The organism is Rhodoplanes elegans (assembly GCF_016653355.1).
In the GTDB taxonomy this organism is placed as follows: Bacteria; Pseudomonadota; Alphaproteobacteria; order Rhizobiales; family Xanthobacteraceae; genus Rhodoplanes; species Rhodoplanes elegans.
The window spans coordinates 1-19,747 of record NZ_NHSK01000091.1; the positions used below are offsets into that span (position 1 = coordinate 1).

At 69.8% G+C, this 19,747-nt stretch carries 21 protein-coding genes; 11 read left to right on the forward strand and 10 right to left on the reverse strand.

What is annotated here, in order from left to right:
- Positions 1 to 52: 52 nt before the first annotated feature.
- Positions 53 to 937 carry a transglutaminase family protein gene (locus CCR97_RS12155; RefSeq protein ID WP_111359829.1) on the reverse strand — a complete coding sequence of 295 codons (885 nt, stop codon included), beginning with the start codon at positions 935 to 937 and terminating at the stop codon, positions 53 to 55.
- 502 nt (positions 938 to 1,439) lie between these two features.
- On the opposite strand from CCR97_RS12155, the gene rpsA reads away from it, so the two are divergent.
- The 8 genes from rpsA (at position 1,440) to trpB (ending at position 8,261) form a co-directional block, all read left to right on the forward strand.
- Complete coding sequence (gene rpsA / locus CCR97_RS12160; protein WP_111359828.1) at positions 1,440 to 3,149, forward strand: 30S ribosomal protein S1; 1,710 nt, start codon at positions 1,440 to 1,442, stop codon at positions 3,147 to 3,149.
- 293 nt (positions 3,150 to 3,442) lie between these two features.
- Positions 3,443 to 4,432: a signal peptide peptidase SppA gene (gene sppA, locus CCR97_RS12165; protein WP_111357547.1), complete on the forward strand. Its 990-nt coding sequence runs from the start codon at positions 3,443 to 3,445 to the stop codon at positions 4,430 to 4,432.
- A 136-nt stretch (positions 4,433 to 4,568) separates the two neighbouring features.
- Positions 4,569 to 4,865 (forward strand): integration host factor subunit beta, encoded by a 297-nt coding sequence (gene ihfB, locus CCR97_RS12170; protein WP_111357548.1) that lies wholly within the window; start codon positions 4,569 to 4,571, stop codon positions 4,863 to 4,865.
- Between the two features lie 173 nt (positions 4,866 to 5,038).
- Complete coding sequence (locus CCR97_RS12175; protein WP_111357549.1) at positions 5,039 to 5,401, forward strand: LapA family protein; 363 nt, start codon at positions 5,039 to 5,041, stop codon at positions 5,399 to 5,401.
- Positions 5,402 to 5,541: 140 nt separating this feature from the next.
- Positions 5,542 to 5,835, forward strand: coding sequence for a hypothetical protein (locus CCR97_RS12180; protein ID WP_111357550.1), 294 nt, complete (start codon positions 5,542 to 5,544; stop codon positions 5,833 to 5,835).
- Positions 5,832 to 6,179: a HepT-like ribonuclease domain-containing protein gene (locus CCR97_RS12185; RefSeq protein WP_111357551.1), complete on the forward strand. Its 348-nt coding sequence runs from the start codon at positions 5,832 to 5,834 to the stop codon at positions 6,177 to 6,179. The genes CCR97_RS12180 and CCR97_RS12185 overlap by 4 nt, the downstream gene beginning before the upstream one ends.
- Entirely contained in the window at positions 6,176 to 6,853 is a 678-nt protein-coding gene (locus CCR97_RS12190; protein WP_111357552.1) for a phosphoribosylanthranilate isomerase, read from the forward strand. The genes CCR97_RS12185 and CCR97_RS12190 overlap by 4 nt, the downstream gene beginning before the upstream one ends.
- Positions 6,854 to 7,040: 187 nt before the next feature.
- Positions 7,041 to 8,261, forward strand: coding sequence for a tryptophan synthase subunit beta (gene trpB, locus CCR97_RS12195; RefSeq protein ID WP_111357553.1), 1,221 nt, complete (start codon positions 7,041 to 7,043; stop codon positions 8,259 to 8,261).
- A gap of 88 nt (positions 8,262 to 8,349) precedes the next feature.
- Here trpB and CCR97_RS12200 read toward each other — a convergent pair whose 3' ends face one another.
- Positions 8,350 to 8,694 (reverse strand): endonuclease domain-containing protein, encoded by a 345-nt coding sequence (locus tag CCR97_RS12200; protein ID WP_111357554.1) that lies wholly within the window; start codon positions 8,692 to 8,694, stop codon positions 8,350 to 8,352.
- Positions 8,695 to 8,792: 98 nt separating this feature from the next.
- Here CCR97_RS12200 and trpA point away from each other — a divergent pair, with 98 nt between their 5' ends.
- The 3 genes from trpA (at position 8,793) to CCR97_RS12215 (ending at position 12,203) form a co-directional block, all read left to right on the forward strand.
- The gene (gene trpA / locus CCR97_RS12205; RefSeq protein ID WP_111357555.1) at positions 8,793 to 9,632 is read left to right on the forward strand and encodes a tryptophan synthase subunit alpha; all 840 of its coding nucleotides are present in this window, start codon (positions 8,793 to 8,795) and stop codon (positions 9,630 to 9,632) included.
- 20 nt (positions 9,633 to 9,652) lie between these two features.
- The gene (gene accD / locus CCR97_RS12210; RefSeq protein WP_111357560.1) at positions 9,653 to 10,576 is read left to right on the forward strand and encodes an acetyl-CoA carboxylase, carboxyltransferase subunit beta; all 924 of its coding nucleotides are present in this window, start codon (positions 9,653 to 9,655) and stop codon (positions 10,574 to 10,576) included.
- A gap of 304 nt (positions 10,577 to 10,880) precedes the next feature.
- Positions 10,881 to 12,203, forward strand: coding sequence for a bifunctional folylpolyglutamate synthase/dihydrofolate synthase (locus CCR97_RS12215; RefSeq protein ID WP_111357561.1), 1,323 nt, complete (start codon positions 10,881 to 10,883; stop codon positions 12,201 to 12,203).
- Positions 12,204 to 12,209: 6 nt separating this feature from the next.
- Here the strand turns inward: CCR97_RS12215 and CCR97_RS12220 are convergent, their stop codons facing one another.
- The 8 genes from CCR97_RS12220 to CCR97_RS12255 all read right to left on the reverse strand — a co-directional run.
- Positions 12,210 to 12,614 (reverse strand): type II toxin-antitoxin system VapC family toxin, encoded by a 405-nt coding sequence (locus tag CCR97_RS12220; RefSeq protein ID WP_111357556.1) that lies wholly within the window; start codon positions 12,612 to 12,614, stop codon positions 12,210 to 12,212.
- The gene (locus tag CCR97_RS12225; RefSeq protein WP_170145855.1) at positions 12,615 to 12,869 is read right to left on the reverse strand and encodes a type II toxin-antitoxin system VapB family antitoxin; all 255 of its coding nucleotides are present in this window, start codon (positions 12,867 to 12,869) and stop codon (positions 12,615 to 12,617) included.
- An 80-nt stretch (positions 12,870 to 12,949) separates the two neighbouring features.
- On the reverse strand, positions 12,950 to 14,041 hold the full coding sequence (locus CCR97_RS12230; protein ID WP_111357557.1) for a quinone-dependent dihydroorotate dehydrogenase: 1,092 nt from the start codon (positions 14,039 to 14,041) through the stop codon (positions 12,950 to 12,952).
- 363 nt (positions 14,042 to 14,404) lie between these two features.
- Positions 14,405 to 15,160 carry a P-loop NTPase family protein gene (locus CCR97_RS12235; protein ID WP_111357558.1) on the reverse strand — a complete coding sequence of 252 codons (756 nt, stop codon included), beginning with the start codon at positions 15,158 to 15,160 and terminating at the stop codon, positions 14,405 to 14,407.
- A gap of 114 nt (positions 15,161 to 15,274) precedes the next feature.
- Positions 15,275 to 16,516, reverse strand: coding sequence for a M48 family metallopeptidase (locus CCR97_RS12240; RefSeq protein WP_244670402.1), 1,242 nt, complete (start codon positions 16,514 to 16,516; stop codon positions 15,275 to 15,277).
- 104 nt (positions 16,517 to 16,620) lie between these two features.
- Positions 16,621 to 17,190: a LemA family protein gene (locus tag CCR97_RS12245; protein ID WP_111360607.1), complete on the reverse strand. Its 570-nt coding sequence runs from the start codon at positions 17,188 to 17,190 to the stop codon at positions 16,621 to 16,623.
- Between the two features lie 259 nt (positions 17,191 to 17,449).
- Positions 17,450 to 18,028 (reverse strand): hypothetical protein, encoded by a 579-nt coding sequence (locus tag CCR97_RS12250; protein WP_201159524.1) that lies wholly within the window; start codon positions 18,026 to 18,028, stop codon positions 17,450 to 17,452.
- A 396-nt stretch (positions 18,029 to 18,424) separates the two neighbouring features.
- The coding region (locus CCR97_RS12255; RefSeq protein WP_476705562.1) for a coiled-coil domain-containing protein at positions 18,425 to 19,747 on the reverse strand (1,323 nt) is incomplete at its 5' end.

A 19,747-nucleotide genomic window follows, 5' to 3' on the forward strand; every position in this document is an offset into this window, starting at 1 on the left:
GGTCGGGGAGGGGGAAGCTCCACGCACGAGCGCGATAGGCCGCGTCGCCCACTCACCCCGCGGCCGGGTCGTCCGACGTCACCTGGACCTCGACCGTCATGCCGAGCTCGTCCTCGGCGCGGCCCAGGAAGGTGCCGGAGAGGGGGACGGCCTGCGATGGCATGCGGGCGACGGCGACCCGGACGAGGTCGCGGTTGCCGATGATGCCGTTGGTCGGGTCGAACTCCACCCAGCCGGCGCCCGGCAGGTAGACCTGGACCCAGGCATGGGTCGAGCCGCCGCCGAGATGGCGCGGCCCGTCGCGGGTCGGCACGTAGAGATAGCCCGACACGAAGCGCGCTGCGAAGCCGAGCGAGCGCACCGCCTCCATCATGAACAGGGCGAAGTCCCGGCAGGTGCCGCGGCCGAGCCGCAGCGTCGTCAGCGGGTCCTGGGTGCCCGATTCGGTGCGCCGGTTGTAGACGAAGCTCTCGCCGATCGCCGCCGTCAGGGTCATCAGCAGCCGGCCGGTCGGGGTGTCCTGGCCGGGACGCAGGAACCGCCGCGCCCAGCGCTCGAGCTCGCCGTCCGGGTCGGGGCACTGGCGGACCATGTAGGGGGCGAGGTCGGGCGTCTCCTCGGGGGCATAGGAGAACGGGTAGGTCTTGGCCCGCTCCTCGCTCTGGAAGTCGATCGGGTCGGGGAAGTGCTCGACGGCGATCCGGCTCTCGAAGACGAGCTCTTCGGCGTTCCGGTCGAAGCGCACCAGCGTCACGGCGTTGCCGAACGGGTCGTGCACCCAGCGCAATGCGCTCGGTCGCGGCGAGATCGTCATCGTCGCCTCGATCAGCCGCTGGTCGTAGGAGTCGCGCGGCCGGAACATCATCCGGTGCTCGCCGAAGCCGACCGGCCTGCGATACCGGTAGGTCGTGAGGTGGCGCACCTTCAGGACGGTCATGGCCTCGGCAGTCTCGTTCCGGTAGTCGGGTGCGGCGCTCGCGCGTCGGAGCGACGGTCGGCGCTGCGGTGCACCGTGCGTGCACAACTTAACGTCTTCCGCGGCGATTGCGACGCCTTGCTCGGACCCCGGCCGATACGATATAGACGCCGCAGTCCGGGCCGCCGACAACCTCGATGCGTGCCCCGAGCCGACGCATCCGCGCCGACCTTTCCGGAGCCTCCCACGGGGCCGTCTCCGGACAAGGCCGGCTGGTCGCGTTGAAACGGATCGTCTTTCCTCACGACGGATCGATCCGGCTCCCGCGGCCTCGACGCTGCGGCACCCGGGCTCAGCATGTCCCGACCGCTCGGTAGATCGGGCCGGCCCATGCGTCTCGACCCATCCCGCAGCGGGAGGGGAGGGACGGCGTGGCAGCCGAAGGCTACGGGGCCTTCGGCCCGAGCGGTCATACGGACGTTTCGCCAACACCAGCCCGCCGGCTGTCCCGTCAGGAGACTACATGGCTCAGACCGCTCACGCCACGAACGCCGCTCACGAAGACTTCGCGGCCATGCTCGAGGAATCCTTCACGCAGGGCAACCTGCACGAAGGCACCGTCATCAAGGGAACCGTCGTCGCGATCGAGAAGGATCTCGCGGTCATCGACGTCGGGCTGAAGACCGAGGGGCGCGTGGCGCTCCGCGAGTTCATGGGTCCCGGACGGCAGAACGAGGTCAAGGTCGGCGACACCGTCGAGGTCTACCTTGAGCGCGTCGAGAACGCGCTCGGCGAGGCCGTGCTGTCGCGCGACAAGGCACGCCGCGAGGAGAGCTGGGGCAAGCTCGAGCGCGCGTTCCAGAACAACGAGAAGGTCCAGGGCGTCATCTTCAACCAGGTCAAGGGCGGCTTCACGGTCGACCTCGACGGTGCCGTCGCCTTCCTGCCGCGCTCGCAGGTGGACATCCGCCCGATCCGCGACGTCACCCCGCTGATGAACGTGCCGCAGCAGTTCCAGATCCTGAAGATGGATCGGCGCCGCGGCAACATCGTGGTGTCGCGCCGCACCGTACTGGAAGAGACCCGCGCCGAGCAGCGTCAGGAGCTGGTCCAGAACCTCGAGGAAGGCCAGGTCATCGACGGCGTGGTCAAGAACATCACCGACTACGGTGCGTTCGTCGACCTCGGCGGCATCGACGGCCTGCTGCACGTGACCGACATCGCCTGGCGGCGTGTGAACCACCCGTCCGAGGTCTTGAACATCGGCCAGCAGGTCAAGGTCAAGATCATCAAGATCAACCACGAGACCCACCGCATCTCGCTCGGCATGAAGCAGCTTCAGGCCGATCCGTGGCAGGGCATCGAGGCCAAGTATCCGGTCCACACGCGGCTCAACGGCCGCGTCACGAACATCACCGACTACGGTGCGTTCGTCGAGCTGGAGCCGGGCATCGAGGGCCTGATCCACGTCTCCGAGATGTCGTGGACCAAGAAGAACGTCCATCCGGGCAAGATCGTCTCCACCTCCCAGGAGGTCGAGGTGCAGGTGCTCGAGGTCGATCCGGTCAAGCGGCGCATCTCGCTCGGCCTCAAGCAGACCATGCGGAACCCGTGGGAGGTCTTCGTCGAGAAGTACCCGCCCGGCTCGGTGGTCGAGGGCGAGGTCAAGAACAAGACCGAGTTCGGTCTGTTCCTGGGCCTCGACGGCGACGTCGACGGCATGGTCCACCTGTCCGACCTCGACTGGAAGCGTCCGGGCGAGCAGGTGATCGAGGAGTTCAAGAAGGGCGATCACGTGCGCGCCCAGGTCCTCGACGTCGATGTCGACAAGGAGCGCATCTCGCTCGGCATCAAGCAGCTCGAGGGCGACCCCTTCGCGGAAGCCGGCGACGTCCGCAAGGGCGCCGTGGTGACCTGCGAGGTGACCGAGGTGAAGGAAGGCGGCATCGACGTGAAGATCGTCGGCACCGACCTCGCCGCCTTCATCAAGCGCAACGAGCTCGCCCGCGACCGCTCCGAGCAGCGGCCCGACCGCTTCGCGGTCGGCCAGAAGGTCGATGCCCGCGTCACCCAGTTCGACCGCAAGTCGCACAAGGTGCAGGTGTCGATCAAGGCGCTCGAGGTGGCCGAGGAGAAGGAGGCGATCGCCCAGTACGGCTCGTCCGACTCGGGCGCGACGCTCGGCGACATTCTCGGCACCGCGCTCAAGCGCGCCAACGAGAAGAAGGACTGATCGGGCCGTTTCCGTCATTCCGGGGCGCGCCAGCGGCGCGAACCCGGAATCCAGCGGAACGTGCAGCGGTCTCGGCTGGGTTCCGGGTCTCGGCGGCTGTCGCAGCCGAGCCCGGAACGACCAGCGAGGACAGATCAACGAATTGTTCAGGAACCGGCCGCGAAAGCGGCCGGTTTCGCGTTTTCGGGGGCGCCCTCGTGTCGCGGCCGCCTTCCGGGTGCCCGATTTGTGCATAATGGCGGAGACGGTGCCGGCCGCGCTGGGCGCGGGCCGGCCGGACCAGGGAATTCCCGATGTCGCTCGACACCGATGCTCTCGTCGACCGCCGCCGCATGCGGCGCAAGCTCACCTTCTGGCGCGTGCTGGCCGTGCTGGTCGCCGTCGTCGGCATCGTCGCCGTGACGGCGGCGCTGCGCGGCCGCGGCGAGCTCGGGCTCGGCGGGGTGGGGCCGGCCCAGATCGCCCGCATCGGCATCAAGGGCGTCATCCGCAACGACCAGGAGCGCGTCGAGGCGCTGGAGAAGCTGTCCAAGGCGAGCGCCGCCAAAGCCGTCATCGTCCACATCGACAGCCCCGGCGGGACGACGGCCGGCTCCGAGCAGCTCCATACCGCGCTGCGCCGGCTCGCCCAGAAGAAGCCGACCGTGATCGTCGTCGACGGCATGGCGGCGTCGGGCGGCTACATCGCCGCGATGGCGGGCGACCACATCGTCGCCCAGGGCAACTCGATCGTCGGCTCGATCGGCGTCCTGTTCCAGTATCCGAACGTCGCCGACCTGCTGAAGACCCTCGGGGTGCGCATGGAGGAGGTGAAGTCCTCGCCCCTCAAGGCGGCGCCGAACGGCTTCGAGCCGACGAGCCCCGAGGCGCGCGCCGCCATCGCAGCCCTGGTAGCCGACTCCTACGACTGGTTCCGCACCATGGTGAAGGAGCGGCGTGGCCTCGACGGCGAGCTGCTCGCCAAGGTGACGGACGGCCGAGTGTTCACCGGCCGCCAGGGTGTCGAGCTGAAGCTCGTCGACGCGATCGGCACCGAGGAGACGGCGGTCGCCTGGCTCGCCAAGGAGAAGGGGATCGACCCCAAGTTGCCGATCAAGGACTGGAAGCTCGACCCCAAGCTCGGTGACCTGTCCTTCCTGCATCTCGGCACCGCCGCGCTGGCCGAGGCGGTCGGCCTCGGGCCGCTCGCCCGCAGCCTGCTGGGGACCGGGACAATTCAATCTTTTGAACGCCTTAGTCTTGACGGTCTGCTGGCGCTTTGGCACCCTGCGGCGGCTGACTAGGGCGGCGGGGCGCGGGCCGGACGAGCCGGTTGTCGCTCGCCCGCATCACGGGAGGGGCATCGTCGGACGATACGGCGGTGCGGCGGTCTCCCGTGATTGCTCGCCCGGACTCGTCGACGATCGGCGGAAACGACAGATGATCAAATCGGAACTTGTCCAGCGCATCGCGGCGCAGAACCCGCACCTCTACCAGCGGGACGTCGAGAACATCGTGAACGCCATCCTCAACGAGATCACGGCGGCGCTCGCCCGCGGCGATCGCGTCGAGCTGCGCGGCTTCGGTGCCTTCTCGGTGAAGGAGCGGCCCGCCCGCACGGGCCGCAACCCGCGCACCGGCCAGCACGTCGAGGTCGACCAGAAATGCGTGCCGTTCTTCAAGACCGGCAAGGAGATGCGCGAGCGGCTGAACCGTCCGGAACCGCCGCAGTCCTGATCCGCCGCGGTTCCGTGCGCCGCGGCCTCGCGCCGCCGGCCGGCCGAAGCGGCCGACCGACGGGTCCGTAGAGAGGTCTCCGTCTCGGACGTGGTCTCCGTCCTGGAAGCCTCCGTCTCGGAGATCTCCGTCCAGACGTCCTCGTTTCGACGTCGAGCGAAAGTGATTTCGACATGATCCGCAAGATTATCGCCGTCATCGTCCTGCTGCCGCTGGCGATCGCCCTGGTCGCGCTGGCGCTGGTCAACCGCCACGCCGTGCCGATCTCGCTCGACGCCTTCAATCCGGGCGACCTGAAATACGCCGTGCAGGTGCCGCTGTTCGTGCTGGTGCTCGGCCTCGTCGCCCTCGGCGTCCTGGTCGGCGGCGTCGCCACCTGGCTCAACCAGGGCAAATGGCGCCGCGCCGCCCGCCGCGCCGAGTGGGAGCTCGGCTCCGCCCGCGCCGAGATCGCCGAGCTCAAGCAGCGCGTCGCCGACGCCGAGGACGAAGGCCGCCGCTGGCCGCCCCGCGCCCTCTCCCGCCCGGCGGCGTGAGGCGAGCCACGGCACGCGTCGGTCGATTTCGGTTGTCCGTTGGTGACGCGGTGCCCTGAAGGGGCGCCGCCCCGGACTGACATCGCCCTCCGAGGCTCCCTATATGCAAGGGAGCCGTTCGGCGACCGAAGAGGCAAGTCGTGAACGTTCATCATCCTGACAGGAACAGGCTGCTGGCGCATCTGCACGCCGTGGAGGCCGAGTTTCCGGTGCACTTCGTCGGGCTTCTGCCTCGCGGCGCCGCGCTTCACGTCGAGGCGGACGACGCCCTCGATCTGCTGGCTGAGAAACGGCCGGGGCTTTCGCTCACGAGCCTGACCGGCGCCGAAATCGCGCTGTCCCGGAGGCTCTCGCGGCCCGTCGGGATCGTCTTGACCAGCGAGCTCGAGGGACGTGAGAGAGCCGAGATCCTGGCCAGCGCACGACCTTTATGAGTCGGACGGTCCGCGAACGTCTGCAGGATGCCCGTGCTTTCGCGGATGCAGGCGAGACCCATGCTCTCGGCCTCGACAGGGCGGTCTTCGCTGACGTGGTCGAGGTCAAGCAAGCTGTTTATTTCTGCTTGATCGGCCTCAGCGAGGCCCTCAAGTTCGTACCGACCGCGGTGCTCGACGCCGAGCCGACGATCCCGTGGCCGTCGATCATCGGCATGCGGAATCGCCTCGTTCACACCTATTGGCGCATCGATGACGACATCGTCTACGATGTCGTAACGCTGGAATTGTCACCCCTGTCCAAGGCGCTCGGCCGGCTTTTGGCGGCTCATTCCGGCCCATGACCCTCGTGATCAAGATCTGCGGCCTGAAGACCTCCGAGGCGGTCGAGGCGGCGGCTGCGGCCGGGGCCGACATGGTGGGCCTGGTGGTGTTCCCGCCGTCGCCCCGGCATGTCGATCTCGCCCACGGCCGCAGCCTCGCGGCGCTGGCGACAGGGCGGCTGCAGGTCGTGGCGCTGACCGTCGACGCGGACGACGCCCTCTTGGACGACATCGTCGCGGCGCTCGATCCGGACTGGCTTCAGCTCCACGGCAAGGAGACGCCGGAGCGGGTGGCCGCCGTCAAGGCACGGTTCGGTCGGCCGGTGATGAAGGCGCTCGGCATCGCCGCGGCGGCCGATCTCGCCCGCGTCCCCGCCTATGCGGCGGTGGCGGACCGCATCCTGTTCGACGCCCGCCCGCCCAAGGACGCGACCCGGCCGGGCGGCCTCGGCCGGGCCTTCGACTGGGACCTCCTCGACGATCTCGATCCCGGGCTCGGCTACATGCTGTCCGGGGGTCTCGATCCCGCCAATGTCGCCGAGGCGCTGCGGATCACCCGGGCGCCGGCCGTCGACGTCTCGTCCGGGGTCGAGCGGGCGCCGGGCGACAAGGACCCGCAAAAGATCGCTGAATTCGTGCGCGCCGCACGGGCCGCGGCGGCCGCGGCACCTGCCGTCGCAAGGCCGCGGGCGTGACGCCTTTGCCTCTCCCCTGACGGGCGGCTTGGTGCTAGCAAGGGGCCGACCATGACGGCCGCGTGACCTCGCGCGGGCGCGGGGCGGTCTGCGCGGTCCGCGGACGCCTGCTCCCCACGGCGCACCGGCTCGCAACCGAGCTTCCGTCGGGCCCTGGCGCGTCAGGCCCCGCATCCGCAGGACCCGCATGACCATCGTCCAAAAACCCAACTCGTTCCGGACCGGGCCCGACGAGCGCGGCCATTTCGGCCTCTATGGCGGCCGCTTCGTCGCCGAGACGCTGATGCCGCTCGTGCTGGAGCTGGAGGCCGCCTACACGGCCGCCAAGGCCGACCCGGCCTTCAAGCGCACCATGGACGGCCACCTCGCGACCTATGTGGGACGGCCCTCGCCGCTCTATTTCGCCGAGCGGATGACCGCGCATCTCGGCGGCGCGAAGATCTACCTCAAGCGCGAGGACCTCAACCACACCGGCGCCCACAAGGTGAACAACGTGCTCGGCCAGATCATGCTGGCGGTGCGCATGGGCAAGAAGCGGATCATCGCCGAGACCGGCGCCGGCATGCACGGCGTCGCCACCGCCACCTTGTGTGCCAAGTTCGGGCTCGACTGCATCGTCTACATGGGCGCCGTCGACATCGACCGGCAGCAGCCCAACGTGCTGCGCATGAAGGCGCTCGGCGCCGAGGTGCGGCCGGTCACGTCGGGCTCCTCGACCCTCAAGGACGCCATGAACGAGGCGCTGCGCGACTGGGTCACCAATGTCGCCGACACGTTCTACTGCATCGGCACGGTCGCCGGCCCGCACCCCTATCCGATGATGGTGCGCGACTTCCAGTCGATCATCGGCATCGAGGCGAAGGCGCAGATGCAGGAGGCCGAGGGCCGCCTGCCGGACTCGCTCGTCGCCTGCATCGGCGGCGGCTCCAACGCCATGGGCCTGTTCCACCCGTTTCTCGACGACGAGACGGTGGAGATCTACGGCGTCGAGGCGGCCGGCCACGGCGTCATGACCGGCAAGCACGCGGCGTCGATCACGGGCGGCCGGCCGGGCGTCCTACACGGCAACCGCACCTATCTGCTGATGGACGCCGACGGGCAGATCGACGAGGCGCACTCGATCTCGGCCGGGCTCGACTATCCGGGCGTCGGCCCCGAGCATGCCTGGCTCGCCGACGTCGGCCGCGTGAACTACCTCGCGGCGACCGACGACGAGGCGCTCGACGCCTTCAAGCTGTGCTCGCGCCTGGAAGGCATCATCCCGGCGCTGGAGCCGGCGCACGCGCTCGCCAAGGCGATGGAGCTCGCGCCGAAGAAGCCGAAGGACCACCTGATGATCGTCAACCTCTCCGGCCGCGGCGACAAGGATCTGGACGCCGTCGCGCGGCATCTGGGGGGCAAGCTGTGACGAGCGTCGTCGCGCGTTCGGATTACCTCTCCCCAGTGGGGAGAGGTCGGTTCCGGCGCAGCCGGAACCGGGTGAGGGGGGACGAGCGTCACGAGGGACGTAGCGTGCGATCGATCATGTCGAGGACGCCATCGAGGTTCTCGTACACGTCCATGTTGGTCACCCGCACGATGTGGAAACCGAGCGCGCTGAATACTCGTGACCGTTCGGCGTCGCGCTCCATTTCTGCCGGCGTGCTGTGCGTCGCGCCATCGACCTCGATGATCAACATGCCGTCGAGCGTGACGAAGTCGACGACGAAGCCGTTGATCGGATGTTGGCGACGAAATTTCCACCCCGCCAGCCGGCGCCCACGCAGCGCGTGCCAGAGCTTCGCCTCGGCGCTCGTCTGCCGGGCGCGAAGATTTCGTGCAATCTTCCTGAAACGCTCCATCCCCCTCACCCGGTCGTCGTCGCTGCGCGCCGCCGACCGACCTCTCCCCACAGGGGAGAGGTATATCACGGGTCGTGGCGGGCGATGAGGATCAAGCAATGACCACCCGCATCGACACCCGTTTCGCGGCGCTGAGGCGCGAGGGCCGGGCCGGGCTCGTGACCTTCGTCACGGCCGGCGATCCCGATCCGAAGACGTCGCTCGCCATCCTGAAGGCGCTGCCGGCCGCCGGCGCCGACGTGATCGAGCTCGGCATGCCGTTCTCCGATCCGATGTCGGATGGCCCGACCATCCAGGCCTCGTCGCAGCGTGCCCTCGCGAAAGGGCAGACGCTCGCCAAGACGCTCGATCTGGTCCGCGCCTTCCGTCAGAGCGACGACGCCACCCCGATCGTGCTGATGGGCTACTTCAACCCGATCTACGTGCACGGCGTCGAGCGCTTCCTGACCGAAGCGAAGGCGGCCGGCGTCGACGGCCTGATCGTGGTCGATCTGCCGCCCGAGGAGGACGACGAGCTGTGCGTGCCGGCCGTGAAGGCCGGCATCAATTTCGTGCGTCTGCTCACGCCGACCACCGACGCGGCGCGCATGCCGGCCGTGCTCGCCAACACGTCGGGCTTTCTCTACTACGTCTCGATCACCGGCGTGACCGGTACGGCGAAGCCCGACTTCGCCGCGGTCGGCCGCGCCGTCGCCGCCATCAAGGCGAAGACGCCGCTGCCGGTCGCGGTCGGCTTCGGCGTACGCACCGCCGACGACGCCGCCGCGATCGCCCAAGGGGCCGACGCCGTGGTGGTCGGCTCGGCGCTGGTCGCCGCCATCAAATCGTCTCTCGACAGCAACGATGCCGCGACGGACGCGACCGTCGCGGCGGCCGCCGGGCTGGTGCGCGAGCTCGCCTTCGGCGTGCGCAGCGCGCAGCGTCCGGCCGCGGAGTAGGTGCCATGGACATCACGTCGATGAACTGGATCTCGAACGTCGTTCGTCCGAAGATCCGCAGCTTCCTCAATCGCCGCGAGGTGCCGGAGAATCTCTGGATCAAGTGTCCGGAGACCGGCCAGCTCGTCTTCTACAAGGACGTCGAGGCGAACCAGTTCGTCATTCCGGGCTCGAACTATCACATGCGCATGGGCGCGACCGCGCGCCTCAAGGCGATGTTCGACGGCGAGACCTGGTTCGACGTCGGCGTGCCGGCCGTGCCGGTCGATCCGCTGAAGTTCCGCGACGCGCGCCGCTACACCGACCGCCTCAAGGACGCCCGCGCCAAGACGGGTCTCGGCGACGCCGTCAAGCTCGGCTACGGCAAGCTGGAGGGCCAGCCCGTCGTCATCGGCGTGCAGGAGTTCGACTTCATGGGCGGCTCGCTCGGCATGGCGGCCGGCGAGGCGATCGTCGCCGGCATCGAGACCGCGATCGACAAGCTGACGCCGTTCGTCCTGTTCGTCTCGTCGGGCGGCGCCCGCATGCAGGAGGGCATCCTGTCGCTGATGCAGATGCCGCGCACCACGGTCGCGGTGCAGCGGCTGCGCGAGGTGAGGAAGCCCTACATCGTCGTGCTGACCAACCCGACCACGGGCGGCGTCACCGCGTCCTACGCGATGCTGGGCGACGTCCACATCGCCGAGCCGGGCGCGCTGATCGGCTTCGCCGGACCGCGCGTCATCGAGCAGACGATCCGCGAGCGGCTGCCGGACGGCTTCCAGAAGGCCGAGTATCTGAAGGCCCACGGCATGGTCGACATGGTCGTGCATCGCCACGAGATGCGCGCCACCATCGCGCGGATCTGCCGCCTGCTCACCAAGCAGCCGGCGCCCGAACCGCCGAACAACCTGCCGGCCGTCGCCGATCAGCAGGCCGCTTCGGCGCCCGAGCCGGCGGCGTGATCAGGTCGTCCGAGCAGATGCACGACGTCGTCATGGCCGGGCTCGTCCCGGCCATCCACGTTTTGGTGAAGGCGCGCGACGGGCTCCGCGTCACCTCTCCCCAGCGGAGGGCTGGGCAGAATTGCTCCGTCGTCCCGGGGCGGCGCGCAAGCGCCGAGCCCCGGACCCATAACCCCTGTCTTTCGTGGGCCAGCGACGCCGGGCGTATGGATCCCGGGCTCGCGAGCCTTCGGCTCGCGCCCCGGGATGACCGGCTGTGGAATGCGCCGCGGCCCGAGCCGGTCTCGGGATCGGCGGCCTCGTCATGACCCCGCCCGCTCCCATGGACGCGATTCTCGCGCGACTCCTCGCGCTCCATCCCCGACGCATCGATCTCACCCTCGATCGCATGTGGCGGCTGCTCGCCGCGCTCGATCATCCGGAGCGGCGGCTGCCGCCCGTGATCCATGTCGCCGGCACCAACGGCAAGGGCTCCACGGTCGCCTTCATGCGCGCCATGCTGGAGGCCGCCGGCAAGCGCGTGCACGTCTACACCTCGCCCAATCTGGTGCGCGTCAACGAGCGCTTCCGGCTCGGCCGCGACGGCGGCGGCGAGCTGGTCTCCGATCAGGAGCTCTCCGAGGTCCTCGCGTTTTGCGAGAGCCGCAATGGCGGCGCGCCCATCACGGTGTTCGAGATCGAGACGGCGGCTGCGTTCCTGCTGTTCGCCCGCCATCCGGCCGATGTGCTGCTGCTCGAGGTCGGGCTCGGCGGCCGGCTCGACGCCACCAACGTGATCGCCCATCCGCTCGCCAGCGTCGTCACGCCCGTGTCGATGGATCACATCGAATTCCTCGGCGACACGTTGGCGAAGATCGCGGTCGAGAAGGCCGGCATCTTCAAGCGCGGCGTGCCGGCCGTGATCGCCCGTCAGATCGACGTCGCCCGCGACGTGCTGGTCGAGCGCATCGATGCGGTGGGCGCCGTGCCGTTCGTCGCCGGGCAGGAGTGGATGGCCGCGGAGGAGCGCGGCCGGCTCGTCTATCAGGACGCCGACGGGCTTCTCGATCTGCCGGCGCCGCGCCTGTTCGGTCGTCATCAGTTCGACAATGCCGGCACGGCGATCGCGGCGCTGCGGGCGGCCGGCCTCGGCCTGCCGGTCGCCGCCTACGAGGACGGGCTCGTGAAGGCCGAATGGCCGGCCCGCATGCAGCGCCTCGCGGCCGGCACGCTGGTCGCGGCCGCGCCGGCCGGCAGCGAGGTCTGGCTCGACGGCGGCCACAACGCCGAGGGCGGCCGCGCCGTCGCGGCGGCGCTCGGCGATCTGGAAGAGCGCGTCTCGCGGCCGCTGGTGCTGATCGTCGGCATGCTGTCGACCAAGGACGTCGAAGGCTTCCTGCAGAACTTCCTCGGTCTCGCGCTGCGGCTGATCGCGGTGCCGATCCATCAGGACAAGGGCCGGCCGGCCGAGGAGATCGCCGCCACGGCGCGCGGCCTCGGCCTCGCCGCGGACGCCTGCGCGAGCCTCGACGAGGCGATCGCCCGGGTCGGCGCCCTCGATCTCGAGCCGCCGCCCCGCATCCTGATCACCGGCTCGCTCTATCTCGCCGGCGAGGTTCTCTCCGCCAACGGTACTCCGCCGCGCTGAGAACCGTCATGGACGCGTCTCGACGTCCGTCTCCCTCAACAGCTTGTCGCGCGTGAGGAGCTGCCGACCCGCGTCCTTGGCGTAAGCGTAATGGAAGCAGTCGAAGTTGCTGAGCGCACGCCTGCCGATGCCATGCTTCTCCGCGACAGCGACGGCATGCGCGAGGACGCGGCGCGGCGACGTCGTTTCGGTGAGAGCGATGCCGCGCGCGTCGAGCCATTCCATCACGGCCCCCTCCGCGTCGCGGTAGCGGCAGTTCAGCTGATCGGGACGGGCGAGGACCATGATGGCCTCCCAGGCGGCGAGCGCCGATGTCACTGGAGCCGTCGCGTCCGCCAGGGCCGCCTCGTAGGAGTCGGCGTCGTCGTCGCCTGCCATCATCGATACGATCGCGCAGGCGTCGACGAACACTCAACGCTCTCCGTCTCTCTCGTGATCGAGATCGTGGTAAGCCGCGGGCGGAACCGGCTTCCGATCCGCCACGAAAGCGAGGCCGCGCCGTTCGAGAATTCTCCGCGCGGTCTCACGCGGACTTTCCTTCCGGAGCCGCGCGGCGAGCGCCTCCTCCAAGGCCCCGACCACGGCTTCGGTCACGCTCGTGCGATCGATCTCGGCGATCTGTCTGGCGAGCGCGTCGGCGCGAGGGTCGCGAATGTTCAGGGTCACCGGCGTCCTTCCCGATCGGTACAGGAAGGATAGGGCGCCGACCGGGCGCCTGCAACCAGGCCGCGCGACGACGGTTCGCCTCAGCGATGATCGGCGCCCACCGCTTCGGTCACGCTGGCAAAGCCGTCGCGGCGCAGGAGCTTCGCGAGGTCGCGCTTGACCGTCACGGCGAAGCCGGGGCCGTGGAACACCAGCGCCGAGTAGAGCTGCACCAGCGAGGCGCCGGCGCGAATTTTGACGTAGGCGTCCTCGCCGCTCGCCACGCCGCCGCAGCCGACGATCGGCACGCGGCCTTCGGTCAGCCTGTACATGGCGCGCAGGCAGTCGGTCGCGAGTCCCATCAGCGGGCGGCCCGAGAGCCCGCCCTCGGCGTCGCGCCAGCGGCTCTTCAGGGTCGGCGGCCGCGTCACCGTGGTGTTGCCGACGATCAGCCCGTCGAGCCCGGTGTCGAGCGTCACCTCGGCGATGTCGCGCAACTGGTCCTCGTCGAGATCGGGACCGACTTTTATGAGGATCGGCGGCCGCTTCGGCGCTCCCTCGGCGCCACTCGGCGCGGCGCGGTCGCGCGCCGCGAGCACGCGGCCGATCAGCGCCTCGATCGGGGCGCGCGCCTGCAGGCCGCGCAGGCCGGGCGTGTTGGGCGACGAGACGTTGACGACGACGTAGTCGACCAGCGGCGCCACCGCGGCGAGGCAGGTCTCGTAGTCGGCGGCGGCGTCCTCGGTCGTGCGGTTCTTGCCGATATTGGCGCCGACGACGCCGCGATGCGGCGTGCCGGCGCGGCGCGCCTTCAGCCGGGCGACGAACGGCGCCAGCCCCTCGCTGTTGAAGCCGAAGCGGTTGATCACCGCCTGGTCCTCGTCGAGCCGGAACAGCCGCTGGCCGGTGTTGCCGGGCTGCGGCTGCGGCGTCACGGTGCCGGCCTCGACGAAGCCGAAGCCGAAGCCGAGCATCGCGTCGATCACCTCGGCGTGCTTGTCGAAGCCGGCGCCCAGGCCGATCGGATTGTCGAAGTCGAGCCCGAACACGCGGGTCGCGAGGATCGGATCGTCGGCCGACGCGGTGGCGGGCAGGAGCCCGCGCTGGAGCGTGACGACGGCGAGCCGGTGGGCCTGCTCGGGATCGAGCAGCTTCAGGGCCGGGCGAGCGAGGCGATAGAGGAAATCGTGCATCTTCGGTCGGGCGATTGCGACGGGTCGCCTCGCCACGGCCCCCGACGGCCGGCGCCGCGGTGCAGGCGTGCAGTTATCGCGACCGGACCCCGACGATGCAAGCGCGATGCCGAGCCGGGCGGGCCTGCGGGAGGCGTTCTCCACGGTGTTCGACGGCGCCGCGTCGGAAACGGTCTCTTGTCCCGGGCGCGGCGCATCGCGCCGTGACCCGGGACCCAGGGCGTCCGGACGAGGCGCTTGGTCCGTGGGTCGCCGCGTGATTGCCGTTTGGCCCCTGGGCCCCGGCTCGGCGGCGCATCAGGCCTGCGGCCTGTTGCGCCTTGTCCGGGGCACGAGGCGCCGGGGAGAAGGGAAGGAAGCGCCTCAGCCGGTCTGGCCGGCGCGCAGGGGAACCACGTCGCGGGGGCCGAGATGCTCGGACAGCTTGATGCGGTCGTACTCGGCCCAGACGTGGCTGAGCCAGTAGCGCACATAGCCGCGCAGCACGAAGGAGTAGTTGGCCGTCTCGGCCTTGGCGGTCTTGTTGGCCACGAAGGTGAGGAACGGCACCGAGGCGAGCTCGACTTGCTCGGCCGCCATCTCGTTGAGCTTCGGGATGGTGATCTCGGAGACGCCCTGCAGCCGCTTGAAGTAGTTGTCGTAGGTCGACTGGTCCCACTCGAAGAACGACGTGTTGTTGATGAAGTTCTTCACCAGGTGGTACTTGGTCCCGCTGACATGCTCGGCCGTCTCGGCGATCTCCTCGAGCGAGGAGATCGACGGCCCCAGGATGTGGAACAGCGTCAGGCTGATCTGTCCCTTTCGCGCGGCGTCCGTGAAGCCGATGTCGCGCAGCGCCCGGAGCGTCGGGGTGAGCAGGCCGGCCCGTACGTCGATCACGGTCACCTGCGCGTCCGACAGCGAGTCGAAGATGCGCATCTGGTCCTGGACCGTCGTGATGTCGACGATCTCGGTGATGTCGGGATGGAAGCGCTTCAGCGTCCCCTTGGGGGACTCGGTGTCGAAGGCACGGGTCGGCAGCTTGCGGGCCAAGAGATAGTCGAGCAGCGTGCGGGCGACCGTCGTCTTGCCCACGCCGCCCTTGTCCGCACCCACCAGCACGACGGCCGGGCTCGCCATGACGATCCTTCCAGGATAGAGCGAATCACTGCCCGCAGGTTACGCCAGCCCGGTCGCGCGCGCATGTCGGAAGGTCCGGACCCCGCGCCGTCATCCACGGAACGGCGGCCCGGGTCAGCGGCGCGGCCCCCACGGCCCTGGGATCGGGAACGGATTTTGTGCGCCGCCCGGCCCCGGCAAAGGCCCGGGCAGGGCGCCGGGCAGCGGCGGTGGTGGTGCCGAGGTGCCGCCGGGGCCCGTCGTCGCAGGACCGTCGGGGGTGTCTCCCCAGGGACCGTGCCGCGCGTCGCCGGGCTGGGTGCCGTCGGCCGCGCCGGTCTCGTCCGGCGAGGACTCCTCGCCGGGGGCGGGCAGGGCGATCGGGCCGGGGTCCTGGCCGCCGGCGAACTTCACCAGCGCCGCGACGCGGGCGTCGACGGGCGGATGGGTGGCGAACAGGTCGGCAAAGCCCTGACGCGGGTTGTCGACGCACAGCTCCATCACGGCCGAGGTGGCGCCTTCCAGCTCGCCGCGCCCTTCGATCTTGCGCAGCGCCGAGATCATCGCGTCGGGATTCTTGGTCAGCTCGACGGCGCCGGCGTCGGCCAGATACTCGCGCGAGCGCGACAGCGCGAAGCGGATCAGCGACGACAGGAACCAGGCCAGCGCCACCAGCACGACCGCGATCAGGATCGCGGCGGCACCGCCGCCCTTGCCGCGGTCGCCGTCCGAGCTCGATCGCGAGCCGCCGCTCCAGCGCATCCGCAGGCCGACCCGGAACACCAGCTCGGCGACGAACGAGATCACGCCGGCGATGATCACGGCGATCACCATCAGGCGGACGTCGCCGTTGCGGATGTGGGTCAGCTCGTGGCCCAGCACGGCCTCGATCTCGGCGTCGTCGAGCGTGTTCAGGAGCCCGGTCGTCACCGAGACGGCGTACTGCTTCTCGTTCAGCCCGGTGGCGAAGGCGTTGAGCGCGTCGCTCTCGACGATCTTCAGCTTCGGCATCGGGATGCCGCGCGAGATGCACAGGTTCTCGAGCAGATTGTAGAGCCGCGGCTCGTCCTTGCGGGTGACGTCGTGGCCGCCCGTCACGGCGTCGATCATGGCCTGGTGGAAGCGCCAGGCGATGGCGATCCAGATCGCCGTGCCGATCGTCGCGAACGGGACGGCGACGATGAAGTCCGCCCAGGCCTTGTTCAGCAGCCAGGACAGCGAGGCGTCGGTGGTCAGCGCCTCGCCGGCGAGCGCGCCGGCATAGACCAGCACGTAGACGAGCGCGAAGAGGCCGACCAGCAGCACGATCGAGCGCCGCCGGTTGGATGCGATGTGGGTGTAGAGCCCGTAGGCCATGGCGCTCGACCTGCTCGTCATTCCGGAAGCCGACCGAAGGTCGGCTGTCCGGAATCCATAATCCCTGTCCGTGAGTATGGATTCCGGGCTCGCGGGCCTTCAGCCCGCGCCCCGGAATGACAGGCTCAGAACTTCACGGACGGCGCCTGCTCGAGCGTCTTTCGCTCCTCGCCGACGTCGAAGAACGTCTTCGGGTGGAAGCCGAAGTTGCCGGCGAACAGCGCCGCCGGGAACTGCTGGATGCCGGTGTTGTACTCGCTGACCGCGTTGTTGAAGAAGCGCCGCGCCGCCGCGAGCTTGTTCTCGATGTCGGAGAGCTCGGTCTGGAGCTGCTGGAAGTTCTGGTTGGCCTTGAGGTCGGGATAGGCCTCGGACAGTGCGAAGAGCTGGCGCAGCGCGCCGGAGAGCTGGTTCTCGGCGGCGACCTGCTGGTCGGGTCCCTGGCCCTGCACCGAGATGGCGCGGTTGCGGGCGGCGACCACGGCCTCGAGGGTGCCGCGCTCGTGCGTGGCATAGCCCTTCACGGTCTCGACCAGGTTCGGGATGAGGTCGTGGCGCTGCTTGAGCTGGACGTCGATGTCGGCGAAGGACTGGTCGACGCGCTGACGCATCGCGACCAGGCCGTTGTAGATCGTGATCACCCAGAGGATCAGGACGACGATCACTCCGAGGACGATCCAGGCGGTGGTGGACATGGAGGGGCTCCGGAAGGGGTGCGAGCCGGGTTTTCGGAAACGACCGAGTATAGCCGAAGGCGGGCCGGGACGCGCGGCATCGCGCGCTCCCCGCCGCGCCACCCCTTGGTCGCACGGTAAGCCCGTCCGGTTCGACGCCGGTGCGGGATACGCGGCCTCAAACGACAAGAGAGCCCCGAAGGGCTCTCTGAACGAAAAGAGAGCCCCGAAGGGCTCTCTCGCGCGATCGACGACGTGATCGAGAGCGGCCGAAGCCGGCTCACCAGCCCCAGGGATAGGCCGCCCGCCAGTACGGCGCGACCGGATAGCCGCACACGTTCACGCGGCGCCAGCCCCACGGGGTGAAGCGCCAGCGCCAGCACGAGCCGTAATAGCCGGCCCCGTAGAAGCCGGCGCCGACCACCACGGGCGCGACCCACGGACGCCGCCAGCCCCAATAGGGCCGCGGACCCCAGTAGGGACGACGCCAGCCGTAGCCCGCATACACGGGCCGGAAGGCGGGTCGGTAGACCCCGACCGGACGGTAGAAGCCGCCCCGATAGATGCGCGGTCCGGCATAGAAGCGCGGGCCGCCGCCGACGAACCGGGGGCCGCCGACGAACCGGGGGCCACCATAGAACCGCGCGCCGCCGCCATAGAAGCGAGGGCCACCGCCGTAGAACCGAGGGCCACCGCCTATGCCGCGGATTCCGCCACCGTGGAATCCGCCGCCCCGGAAGCCGCCGCCGTGAAAGCCGCGCTGGGCGTCGGCCGTGCTGACACCCACGAACAGGAACATCGTCGCGACGGCCAGAACGGCCATCACGCCGCCTTGCAACCCCTTTGTCCAGAAACGCATGGTCCTTGGCTCTCCGAAGGGTTCTCGTACCTCGCCCGCTTGGTCCCGCGACACTGTCGCAGGCCTACGTGAACCGCCACTGAACAGTGCGGTTCTCACGTGCCGCTCATCGGATCGTGAAAGGACGGCGGATGTTTGGAGAGGAGGGGATGCGAGGCGGCGTGCGACGAGACGATCGCGCGAGTAGCATCGGTCGTGCTTCGCACCGGTGCGGGATGTCAGAAGCCGTCATCCCGGGGCGCGAACCGAAGGTTCGCGAGCCCGGGATCCATACGCCCGGTGTCGGTGGCTCACGACAGACAGGGGGTATGGGTCCCGGGCTCGGCCTGCGGCCGCCCCGGGACGACCGGATGGTGCAGCGCCCGCGCGGGGAGGCGGCCTGCAGCGTCGGGTCGCTTACGCCACCGCCTGGTCGATGATCCGGTTGGCGGCCTCGAGGTCGACCGAGACGAGCTGGGAGACGCCGCGCTCCGCCATGGTCACGCCGAACAGGCGGTTCATCCGCGCCATGGTGATCGGGTTGTGCGTGATCACGACGAAGCGGGTGTCGGTCGACTTCTTCATCTCGTCGAGCAGGTCGCAGAAGCGATCGACGTTGTGATCGTCGAGCGGCGCGTCGACCTCGTCCAGCACGCAGATCGGCGCCGGGTTGGTGAGGAAGACGGCGAAGATCAGCGCCATCGCGGTGAGCGCCTGCTCGCCGCCCGAGAGCAGCGACAGCGTCGCCGGCTTCTTGCCGGGCGGCTTCGCCAGGATGTCGAGGCCGGCCTCCAGCGGATCGTCGCTCTCGGTGAGCTGCAGCTCCGCCGTGCCGCCGCCGAACAGGCTGGTGAACAGCCGCTTGAAGTGCTCGTTGACGATCTGGAACGAGGCGACCAGGCGGTCGCGCGCCTCCTTGTTGAGGCTCTGGATGCCCTGGCGCAGCCGCTTGATGGCGGCGACCAGGTCCTCGCGCTCGGTGGTCAGCGTCGTGTGCTGCTGCTCGATCTCGTTGAGCTCCTCGTCGGCGCGCAGGTTCACGGCGCCGAGGCGCTCGCGCTCGCGGCGCAGCCGGTCGAGCTTCTCCTCGACCTGCGTGAGGTCGGGCAGCGCCGCCTCGGGCGCCAGCTCGGCGATCGCGAGCAGCGCGGTCGGCTCGACCTCCAGCACGTCGTGGATCTCGCGGGCGACGTCGGCGAGCCGGCGCTTGGCCGCCTCGAAGCGCTCTTCGGCGCGCACCGCCTGCTCGCGCGCCATCGCCATGGCGTCGCGCGCCACGTTGGCGGCCTTGTCGGCGTTGCGCTGGGCGCTCTCGGCGGCGGCGAGCGCGTCGGCCGCCTCGCGGCGGGCCGCCTCGGCCGCCTCGACCTCGCCGATCAGCGAGCGGCGCTTGAGGGCGAACTGGGCCGGCGCGTCGGACAGCTCCTCGCGCTCCGCCTCGGTCTCGGCGAGCCGCTGCTCGAGCGTCTCGATCTGGCCGCCGGCGTTCAGCTTGCGGTTCCGCCACGCCTCGATGTCGCCCGTCACGGTGGTGAGCCGGCGCGTCGTCAGGTCGATCTCGCGGGCGAGCGCCTGGGCGGCGGCGCGCGCCTCGGCCTGGGCGGCGCGCTCCATGCCGGCGCGGGCCCGCACCTCGGCGAGATCCGCCTCCAGCCGGTCGGTCGGCTCCAGCGATTCGAGCGCCGCGGCGGCCTCCTCGGCGGCGGCGCGGGCCTCGTCGCGGGTGCCGGCGAGGCGGGT

Coding starts and splice junctions, on each gene's coding strand:
- CCR97_RS12215 (WP_111357561.1), top strand. CDS start 10,881: ATGACCCCGCCCGCTCCCATGGACGCGATTCTCGCGCGACTCCTCGCG.
- CCR97_RS12230 (WP_111357557.1), bottom strand. CDS start 14,041: ATGCACGATTTCCTCTATCGCCTCGCTCGCCCGGCCCTGAAGCTGCTC.
- rpsA (WP_111359828.1), top strand. CDS start 1,440: ATGGCTCAGACCGCTCACGCCACGAACGCCGCTCACGAAGACTTCGCG.
- CCR97_RS12175 (WP_111357549.1), top strand. CDS start 5,039: ATGATCCGCAAGATTATCGCCGTCATCGTCCTGCTGCCGCTGGCGATC.
- CCR97_RS12250 (WP_201159524.1), bottom strand. CDS start 18,028: ATGCGTTTCTGGACAAAGGGGTTGCAAGGCGGCGTGATGGCCGTTCTG.
- sppA (WP_111357547.1), top strand. CDS start 3,443: ATGTCGCTCGACACCGATGCTCTCGTCGACCGCCGCCGCATGCGGCGC.
- CCR97_RS12245 (WP_111360607.1), bottom strand. CDS start 17,190: ATGTCCACCACCGCCTGGATCGTCCTCGGAGTGATCGTCGTCCTGATC.
- CCR97_RS12190 (WP_111357552.1), top strand. CDS start 6,176: ATGACCCTCGTGATCAAGATCTGCGGCCTGAAGACCTCCGAGGCGGTC.
- trpB (WP_111357553.1), top strand. CDS start 7,041: ATGACCATCGTCCAAAAACCCAACTCGTTCCGGACCGGGCCCGACGAG.
- CCR97_RS12185 (WP_111357551.1), top strand. CDS start 5,832: ATGAGTCGGACGGTCCGCGAACGTCTGCAGGATGCCCGTGCTTTCGCG.
- CCR97_RS12240 (WP_244670402.1), bottom strand. CDS start 16,516: ATGACGAGCAGGTCGAGCGCCATGGCCTACGGGCTCTACACCCACATC.
- CCR97_RS12155 (WP_111359829.1), bottom strand. CDS start 937: ATGACCGTCCTGAAGGTGCGCCACCTCACGACCTACCGGTATCGCAGG.
- CCR97_RS12200 (WP_111357554.1), bottom strand. CDS start 8,694: ATGGAGCGTTTCAGGAAGATTGCACGAAATCTTCGCGCCCGGCAGACG.
- CCR97_RS12235 (WP_111357558.1), bottom strand. CDS start 15,160: ATGGCGAGCCCGGCCGTCGTGCTGGTGGGTGCGGACAAGGGCGGCGTG.
- accD (WP_111357560.1), top strand. CDS start 9,653: ATGAACTGGATCTCGAACGTCGTTCGTCCGAAGATCCGCAGCTTCCTC.
- trpA (WP_111357555.1), top strand. CDS start 8,793: ATGACCACCCGCATCGACACCCGTTTCGCGGCGCTGAGGCGCGAGGGC.
- ihfB (WP_111357548.1), top strand. CDS start 4,569: ATGATCAAATCGGAACTTGTCCAGCGCATCGCGGCGCAGAACCCGCAC.